General features: G+C 63.4%; 6 protein-coding genes. 1 reads left to right on the top strand and 5 read right to left on the bottom strand.

What is annotated here, in order from left to right:
- The first annotated feature begins 129 nt into the window (after positions 1-129).
- Positions 130-1,176, top strand: a complete 1,047-nt coding sequence (holA, locus tag EOC06_RS20500; protein ID WP_128308637.1) for a DNA polymerase III subunit delta — start codon at positions 130-132, stop codon at positions 1,174-1,176.
- Between the two features lie 209 nt (positions 1,177-1,385).
- Here holA and EOC06_RS20495 read toward each other — a convergent pair whose 3' ends face one another.
- From EOC06_RS20495 to mnmE, 5 genes are all read right to left on the bottom strand, one after another.
- Positions 1,386-2,276, bottom strand: a complete 891-nt coding sequence (locus EOC06_RS20495) for a ParB/RepB/Spo0J family partition protein (RefSeq protein ID WP_128308636.1) — start codon at positions 2,274-2,276, stop codon at positions 1,386-1,388.
- Positions 2,277-2,345: 69 nt separating this feature from the next.
- Positions 2,346-3,146 (bottom strand): ParA family protein, encoded by an 801-nt coding sequence (locus EOC06_RS20490; protein WP_081738757.1) that lies wholly within the window; start codon positions 3,144-3,146, stop codon positions 2,346-2,348.
- Positions 3,147-3,198: 52 nt separating this feature from the next.
- On the bottom strand, positions 3,199-3,831 hold the full coding sequence (gene rsmG / locus EOC06_RS20485; RefSeq protein WP_128308635.1) for a 16S rRNA (guanine(527)-N(7))-methyltransferase RsmG: 633 nt from the start codon (positions 3,829-3,831) through the stop codon (positions 3,199-3,201).
- Complete coding sequence (mnmG, locus tag EOC06_RS20480) at positions 3,828-5,708, bottom strand: tRNA uridine-5-carboxymethylaminomethyl(34) synthesis enzyme MnmG (protein WP_128308634.1); 1,881 nt, start codon at positions 5,706-5,708, stop codon at positions 3,828-3,830. The genes rsmG and mnmG overlap by 4 nt, the downstream gene beginning before the upstream one ends.
- A gap of 473 nt (positions 5,709-6,181) precedes the next feature.
- Positions 6,182-7,513 (bottom strand): tRNA uridine-5-carboxymethylaminomethyl(34) synthesis GTPase MnmE, encoded by a 1,332-nt coding sequence (gene mnmE / locus EOC06_RS20475; RefSeq protein WP_128308633.1) that lies wholly within the window; start codon positions 7,511-7,513, stop codon positions 6,182-6,184.
- Positions 7,514-7,621 lie beyond the last annotated feature (108 nt).

The raw sequence follows: 7,621 nt of genomic DNA, 5'->3' as shown, positions 1-7,621 counted from the left end.
CTTTCGGCGCATAAAATGTCGCATCCAGTCGAACCGACCCCTCTGGCCTGCCGGCCATCTCCCCCTCGAGGGAGGAGATCACGCACACCCCGGTTCACCCCACGCCCGCATCATGCTAACCAACCCGGCATGGCACAGAAGAAAGCTTACGAGGTCGACGGCTGGCTCGCGAAGCCGGACCAGCGCATTTCGATCGTCCTGCTTTACGGCCCCGATCGCGGCCTCGTATCCGAGCGGGCGAAGGCATTTGCCGGCAAGACCGGCCTGCCGCTCGACGATCCCTTCTCGGTGGTCAGGCTCGAGGGTTCGGAGGTTGACCGCGACGAGGGCCGGCTGCTCGACGAGGCCCGCACCGTGCCGATGTTTTCCGACCGGCGGCTGCTGTGGGTGCGCAATGCCAGCGGCCAGAAGGCATTGGCCGACGACGTCAAGGCGCTGACGGCGGAGCCGGCGCGCGATGCGATCATTCTCATCGAGGCCGGCGATCTCAAGAAAGGCGTCGGATTGCGCGCCATCGTCGAGGCGGCCGACAGTGCCATGGCGCTGCCTTGCTATGCCGATGAAGCGCGCGACATCGACGGCGTCATCGACGCCGAACTGAGCAAGGCCGGCATGTCGATGACCATGGAGGCGAGACAGGCGCTGCGCCGCAATCTCGGCGGCGACCGGTTGGCCTCGCGCGGCGAGATCGAGAAGCTCGTGCTCTATGCACATGGCCAGAACGAGATCGGACTGGAGGAGGTCAAGGCGATGTCGGGCGACGTCTCCGGCGCCTCTTTCGACGACGCGGTCGACGCGCTTCTCGAAGGCAAGATCGGCGACTTCGACACTGCCTTTACCCGCCATTGCCAGTCCGGCGGCCAGCCTTTCCTGGTGCTGTCTTCGGCGATGCGGCAGTTGCAGCAGATCCAAATCATGCGCGGCCAGATGGAGTCCGGTAACCGCAACGCCGCCTCGGTCGTTGCCGCCGCCCGCCCGCCGGTGTTTTTCTCCAGGCGCAAGCTGGTCGAGAAGGCACTGGAGCGCTGGAGCACCGACGCGCTCGGCCGCGCGTTGACCCGGCTGCAGACGGCGGTGTTGCAGACACGACGGCGGCCGGACCTTTCCGTGGCGCTGGCACGGCAGGCATTGCTGGGGATTGCGGTGGAAAGCAGCAGGCTGGCGCAGCGCGCCTGATCTCCCCCCTCGAGGGGGAGATGTCGCCGAAGGCGACAGAGGGGGTCGTTGCGCGTGGAGCGCTGGCCTCCTCTTCGTTTTCACAAGGGCGCCGGCGCTTGGTGTGAGGCGACCCCCTCTGGCCTGCCGGCCATCTCCCCCTCAAGGAGGGAGATTAGCGGCGTCGCCGATTTTCCCAAAATCCGGCCTGAAGATAATTCGCCGGCTAATTATCGTTCCTGCTTCAGCCGCCTGCACAACTCATCGAGCTGTTCCAGCGAGCGATAGGCTACCCGCAGCACACCGCCTCTGCCCTTGTGATCCACCGAAACGATCATGCCGATCGTATCGGTCAACAGTTTTTCCAGCGCCAGCGTGTCGGCGTCCTTTTCGTCAGGACTTGGCGCCGGCTTGGCTTCCCTGGCGCTGCTGGTGCCGGCCGGCATCTGCGCCAGCGCTTCGGCCTGGCGCACCGAAAGTCCTTCTTCGACGATGCGCTTAGCAAGGCCGGCCGGATCTTCCGCCGTCACCAGCGTGCGGGCATGGCCCGCCGACAGCGCGCCGTCGACCAGCATGTCGCGGATCACATCCGGCAGCTTCAAGAGCCTGAGGGTGTTGGCGACATGGCTGCGGCTCTTGCCGATCACCTGGCCGAGATCGGCCTGGGTGTAGCCGTGCTCGTCGATCAGCTGCTGATACCCAAGTGCTTCCTCAACCGCGTTGAGGTCGGTGCGCTGGACGTTCTCGATGATCGCCAGTTCGAGCGCGGTGCGATCGTTGACCTCACGGATGATGACCGGGATCTCGGACAGCCCGGCGCGCTGCGCCGCGCGCCAGCGCCGCTCGCCGGCGATGATCTCGTAGCGTCCGGCCTGTGTCGGCGAAGGCCTCGCCACCACCGGCTGGACGACGCCGTGTTCGCGGATCGACTGGGCGAGGTCGGTCAGCTCGGCGTCGCCGAAATGCCGGCGCGGATTCTTCGGATTGGGGGTCAGGAACTCGATCGGCACCTTGCCGTCGGCGCTCATGCCCCGTTTTTCCGGCGCTACTGGGCGATCGATCTCGCCGATCAGCGCCGCTAGCCCACGCCCCAGTCTTTTTCTCGAAAGGTCTTCGCTCATCTTTATTCCAGTTGGCTATTCCAGGTCGTTTCGGTATCGAATCGGCTCTTGACTATGCGCCCGGCCTCATCAAGCGGCGCGTAACTTGCGCTCGCGGCGGATCACTTCCGACGCCAGTTGCAGATAGGCCTGGCTGCCCGAGCATTTCAAATCGTAGAGGATCGCCGGCTTGCCGTAGGACGGCGCCTCGGACACCCGCACATTGCGCGGGATGATGGTCTCGTAGACCTTGTCGCCCATATGCGCCCGCACATCCTGCACGACCTGGTTGGCGAGATTGTTGCGGCCGTCATACATGGTCAGCACGATGCCCTGGATGGTGAGATCCGGATTGATCGAGCGCCGCACCTGCTCGACCGTCTCCAGCAACTGGCTGAGGCCTTCGAGCGCGAAAAACTCGCATTGCAGCGGCACAAGAACGGAATCGGCCGCAGCCATTGAATTCAACGTCAAAAGGTTGAGCGATGGCGGGCAGTCGATCAGCACATAGCCAAAGGGTGCGCCGCGCTCGGTCGCAGCGCGCAGCGCGTTGCGCAGCTTGAGCACCCGGTCGGGCGCGGAGGCGATCTCCATTTCGATGCCGAGCAGATCGAGCGTCGACGGCACGATCGACAGGCCCGGCACGGCTGTGGGGATGGCCGCGGCTTCCAGCTCCAGCTCGCCGGTCAACACGTCATAGGACGACACCGTCCGGTCCTTGCGGTCGATGCCCAGACCGGTGCTGGCATTTCCCTGCGGATCGAGATCGACGATCAGCACCTTTTCGCCGATCGCAGCCAGCGCGGTCGCCAGATTGATGGCGGTCGTCGTCTTGCCGACACCGCCCTTCTGGTTGGCTACGGTGATGATTCGGGGGCCATTCTTCATCATGGGTTTATGCCAGAAATTCATTTTGGGCGCCAAATCGCCTGTCAGTGACGGATCAGACAGGTCGCAGGTTGGACAATTCCAGGATGACGCCGCCAACGTCGGTCACACTTGGATGTTCTACCAGATCGAAGGACCATCGGTGAACGCTTTCTTGCACTTCGGTGCGGTAATCCCGGCCTTTGTGGAACAGGCCGCGCGCGCCCGAAATCAGCCAGGGCGCCGACAGGTCCAGCAAGGTCGAAAGCGGAGCCAGCGCCCGCGCCGTGACGATTTGCGGCGTCGAAACCAGCGCATGGCTGTCATCGATGCGGCGCGCCACGACCCGCGCCGGCAGGCTGAACTGGCCGACGACGGTCTGCAGGAAGGATGCCTTTTTGCGATTGCTTTCAACCAGATCGATGCTGGCGCCGTCGCGCTCGGCAAGCAGGAAGGCCATCACAAGGCCTGGAAATCCGCCGCCCGAGCCGAGATCCACCCAGCGTGTGGCTTGAGGCTCTATGCGCGCGAGCTGCGCGCTGTCCAGGATATGGCGCTGCCAGACATCGCCCGACGTCGACTGCGCCACCAGATTGATGCTGCGGTTCCATTTTTGGAACATCTGCTCGAACGCCACCAGCCGATCGAATGTTTCACGTGAAACCGGGCCTGCCGCGTCCTGCAGGCTCCCTAGGGAAATACTACTCACGCAACATCCTTTTGTAGGCGCTGGGCGCTCTCTGCATGGCGGACATGCGCGACAATGATCGCCAGCGCCGCCGGCGTCATGCCTTCCATGCGCTGGGCATCGGCGATGGAGCGCGGCCGCCGCGCATGCATCTTCTGCTTCAGCTCGTTCGACAGACCCGGCACTCCGGCGAAATCGACCGTCTCGGGGATCAGCCGGCTCTCCTCATGCCGGATCTGCGCCACGTCGGTCTTCTGGCGGTCGAGATAGACAGAATACTTCGCTTCCGTCTCGAGGCGCTCCGCCGTCTTGCCGTCGATCGCCGCAAAGCGCGGATCGACGCCAGCCAGCCAAGCGACGTCGACGTCGGGATAGGAAAGCAATTCATAGCCGGACCGGCGCACGCCATCCCGGTTGATGTCCAGCCCGTGCCGCGCCGCCTCATTCGGCGTCATGGCGAGCGACTTCGCCAAATCCCGCGCCTCATCCAGGCTTTGCATGACCTGCCCGTAGCGCTGCATGCGCTGTGCCGAGGCGATGCCCAGTTTCGCAGCCAGAGGCGTTAGTCGCTCATCAGCATTATCGGCACGCAGCGATAGCCGGAACTCGGCCCGTGACGTGAACATCCGGTAGGGCTCTGCGATGCCGCGACTGGTCAAATCGTCGACCATCACGCCGATATACGCCTCGGTGCGGCTGAGCACGATTTGCTCGCTCCCCGCCGCCCGCCGCGCCGCATTGAGGCCTGCGAGCAGGCCTTGCCCGGCTGCTTCCTCATAGCCGGTCGTGCCGTTAATCTGCCCGGCGAGGAAGAGACCACCGATGCGCTTCGTCTCCAGCGTCTGATGCAGTTCGCGCGGATCGACATGATCATACTCGATGGCATAGCCGGGCTGCAGCATGATTGCGCGCTCCAGCCCCGGAATGGTTTTCAATATATCGAGCTGCACATCTTCGGGCAACGAGGTGGAAATCCCATTGGGATAGACGGTATCATCGTCCAGCCCTTCCGGCTCCAGAAAGATCTGGTGCCCGTCCCTATCGCCGAACTTGACGACCTTGTCCTCGATCGACGGGCAATAACGCGGCCCAACGCCCTCGATCGAGCCGGAATACATGGCCGAGCGGCCGAGATTGGCGCGAATCAGCTCATGCGTGGCCATCGTCGTGCGGGTGATGCCGCACTCGATCTGCGGCGTGGTGATGCGGTCGGTCATCAGCGAGAACGGCACCGGATCCGCATCCGCGGCCTGGCTTTCCAGCGTCGTCCAGTCGATGCTCCGGCCATCGAGCCGCGGCGGCGTCCCGGTCTTCAGCCGTCCAAGCTTGAAGCCTGCGCGGTCCATCGTCGCCGAGAGCCCAAGACTGGCCTGCTCGTTCATGCGGCCGGCGACAATCTTCTTCTCGCCAATATGAATAAGCCCACGCAGAAAAGTTCCGGTCGTCAGCACGACCGCGCCACAGCCAAGCCGCCTGCCGTCGGCCAGGAGAACAGCCGTGATCCGCCCATCGGCGATCTCAAAATCCAGAACCTCGCCTTCGACCACGTCGAGATCGTTCTGCTGCCGAATCGCTTCCTGCATGGCAAGGCGATAAAGCTTCCTGTCGGCCTGCGTACGAGGGCCGCGCACGGCGGGACCCTTGCGGCGGTTGAGCAGGCGGAACTGGATGCCGGCCGCATCCGCCACGCGCCCCATCAGGCCATCCATGGCATCAATCTCGCGCACCAGGTGGCCCTTGCCGAGCCCGCCGATCGCCGGATTGCAGGACATGACCCCGATCGTATCAAAGCGCAGCGTCACCAGCGCGGTCTTGGCACCAGCGCGCGCGGCAGCGCTGGCCGCCTCGCAACCCGCGTGACCGCCGCCCACCACAACCACATCATAGTGATTGGTCATCACAAACTTCCCAGATTCGAATGATTGAGGGACACATGTCCCTGCGAGGCTTGGCTGTCAAGAAAACTCCGCGAGTCGTTTCACGTGAAACAGCCTTGCACCGCCATCGCGTGTGTTTCACGTGAGTCATCGGGGCACCGATGTTTCACGTGAGTCGCACCTTGCCGCTGCTCGAAGGTCTTACCCAAGCGTTCGCAACGTTCGTCATCCTAGGGCAAAGCAGGAGCGAAGCGACGTCGCGGAGACCCTAGGATCCATGCCGTGATCTTGGCCAAAGAGTACAGCGGATCAGAATTCTGCACCGTGGCGCGCGCTCAGAAGTCGCGGCATGGATCCTCGGGTCTGCGCCGCGTCGCTACGCTCCTTGCTCCGCCCGTGGATGACGAAGCGATGGGGCGTTCCGCAAACGGTCCATCAAAATCTCTGCATCGACAAACTGAGTCATTTTACGAGAGCGCATCGTTTCACGTGAGTCATTTCCCAATGCAGAACTGTGAGAAAATCACGTCCAGCATGTCCTCCACGTCGATGGCGCCGACAATACGGCCCAGGCGATCTGCTGCAAGCCGCAACTCCTCGGCGCGCAATTCCTGCCCGACGGTCCGGCCGTCGGTTGCGCGAAGCAGGTGACTATTCGCTGCGCCAAGCAACTCGACGTGGCGCAGGCGCGACGGCAGGACATCGCCGACGCTGCCGGCTGCTTCCGCTGCCCGCCGGCCGATTTCCCCCAGCAGTTCCTCGACGCCCGTCCCGTTCTTTACCGAAATGACAAGGGCATAATCCTCCGTCGCGTCACTCGCCGCGCGGTCTTCCAGCAGATCGAGCTTGGTGCCTACGCGCAAGGTCGGCGCCACAGTCGGCAGCTCGCCGACATCTCTTGGGTTCGCGATGTCCTGCAGCAAGAGCAAGAGATCGGCACCATGCGCCTTGGCCCTCGCCTTCTCGATGCCGATCGCCTCGGCCTTTCCCGGCGCATCGCGCAATCCGGCCGTATCCGTAAGCCGGACCCGCAGCCCCTGAAGATCAAGTGTCACTTCAAGCAGATCCCGCGTCGTGCCGGGTTCATCCGTTACTATAGCGGCATCCCGCCGGGCCAGGGCATTGAACAGACTCGACTTACCGGCGTTGGGCGCGCCAAGGATGACGACCTCGAAGCCGTCGCGAATGATCTCGGCGGCGCGAAATCCGGCAATGTGCCGGTCGATCTCGCCGATCATAGTTTTGACATCGAACCAAATCGTATCCGAAACGGAACCGGGAACATCGTCCTCATCGGCAAAATCGATCTCGGCCTCGATCATGGCGCGGGCGTGGATCAGTCGGCGGCGCCAGCCGAGATAGAGTTCGCTGAGAACGCCTTCGGCATTTTGAACGGCAAAACGCCGCTGCGCCTCCGTCTCGGCATTGACGAGGTCCGCCAGCGCCTCGGTCTCGACCAGGTCAACCTTGCCGTTGAGAAAGGCGCGGCGCGTGAATTCGCCCGGTTCCGCGTGCCTGACGCCGTCGAAACCAGTAATCGTCTCCAGCATCCTGACCACCACGGCGCGTCCGCCATGAACGTGGAATTCCGCCACATCCTCGCCCGTAAAACTGGCCGGTCCGGGAAAGAAGACGACCAAGCCATTATCGAGCACTGTTCCATCGGGCGCTGTGAATCTGCGCAAGACCGCGACGCGGTCTTTAACCATACCCCCGGCAATCGTTTCGACTACGAATCGAGTCTGTGGGCCGGAAATACGGATGACGGCGACGCCGGCCGGCAGCCGGCCGCTCGACAGCGCTACGATGGAATCGCCTGAAATCATTTGCCCGCTCTACCGAACCGCCCTAGCTTTACGCCCATCAGCCAATCGCACCCGAGTTTGCCCAGTGACGCTGCCCGCGCAAAACCTGCTTGCTGAAGAAGCCAGCCC

Source organism: Mesorhizobium sp. M7A.F.Ca.MR.362.00.0.0 (assembly GCF_004023175.1).
GTDB lineage: Bacteria > Pseudomonadota > Alphaproteobacteria > Rhizobiales > Rhizobiaceae > Mesorhizobium.
The sequence above is the reverse complement of the archived record's forward strand: the minus strand, read 5'-3'. Positions and strand labels throughout refer to the sequence as shown.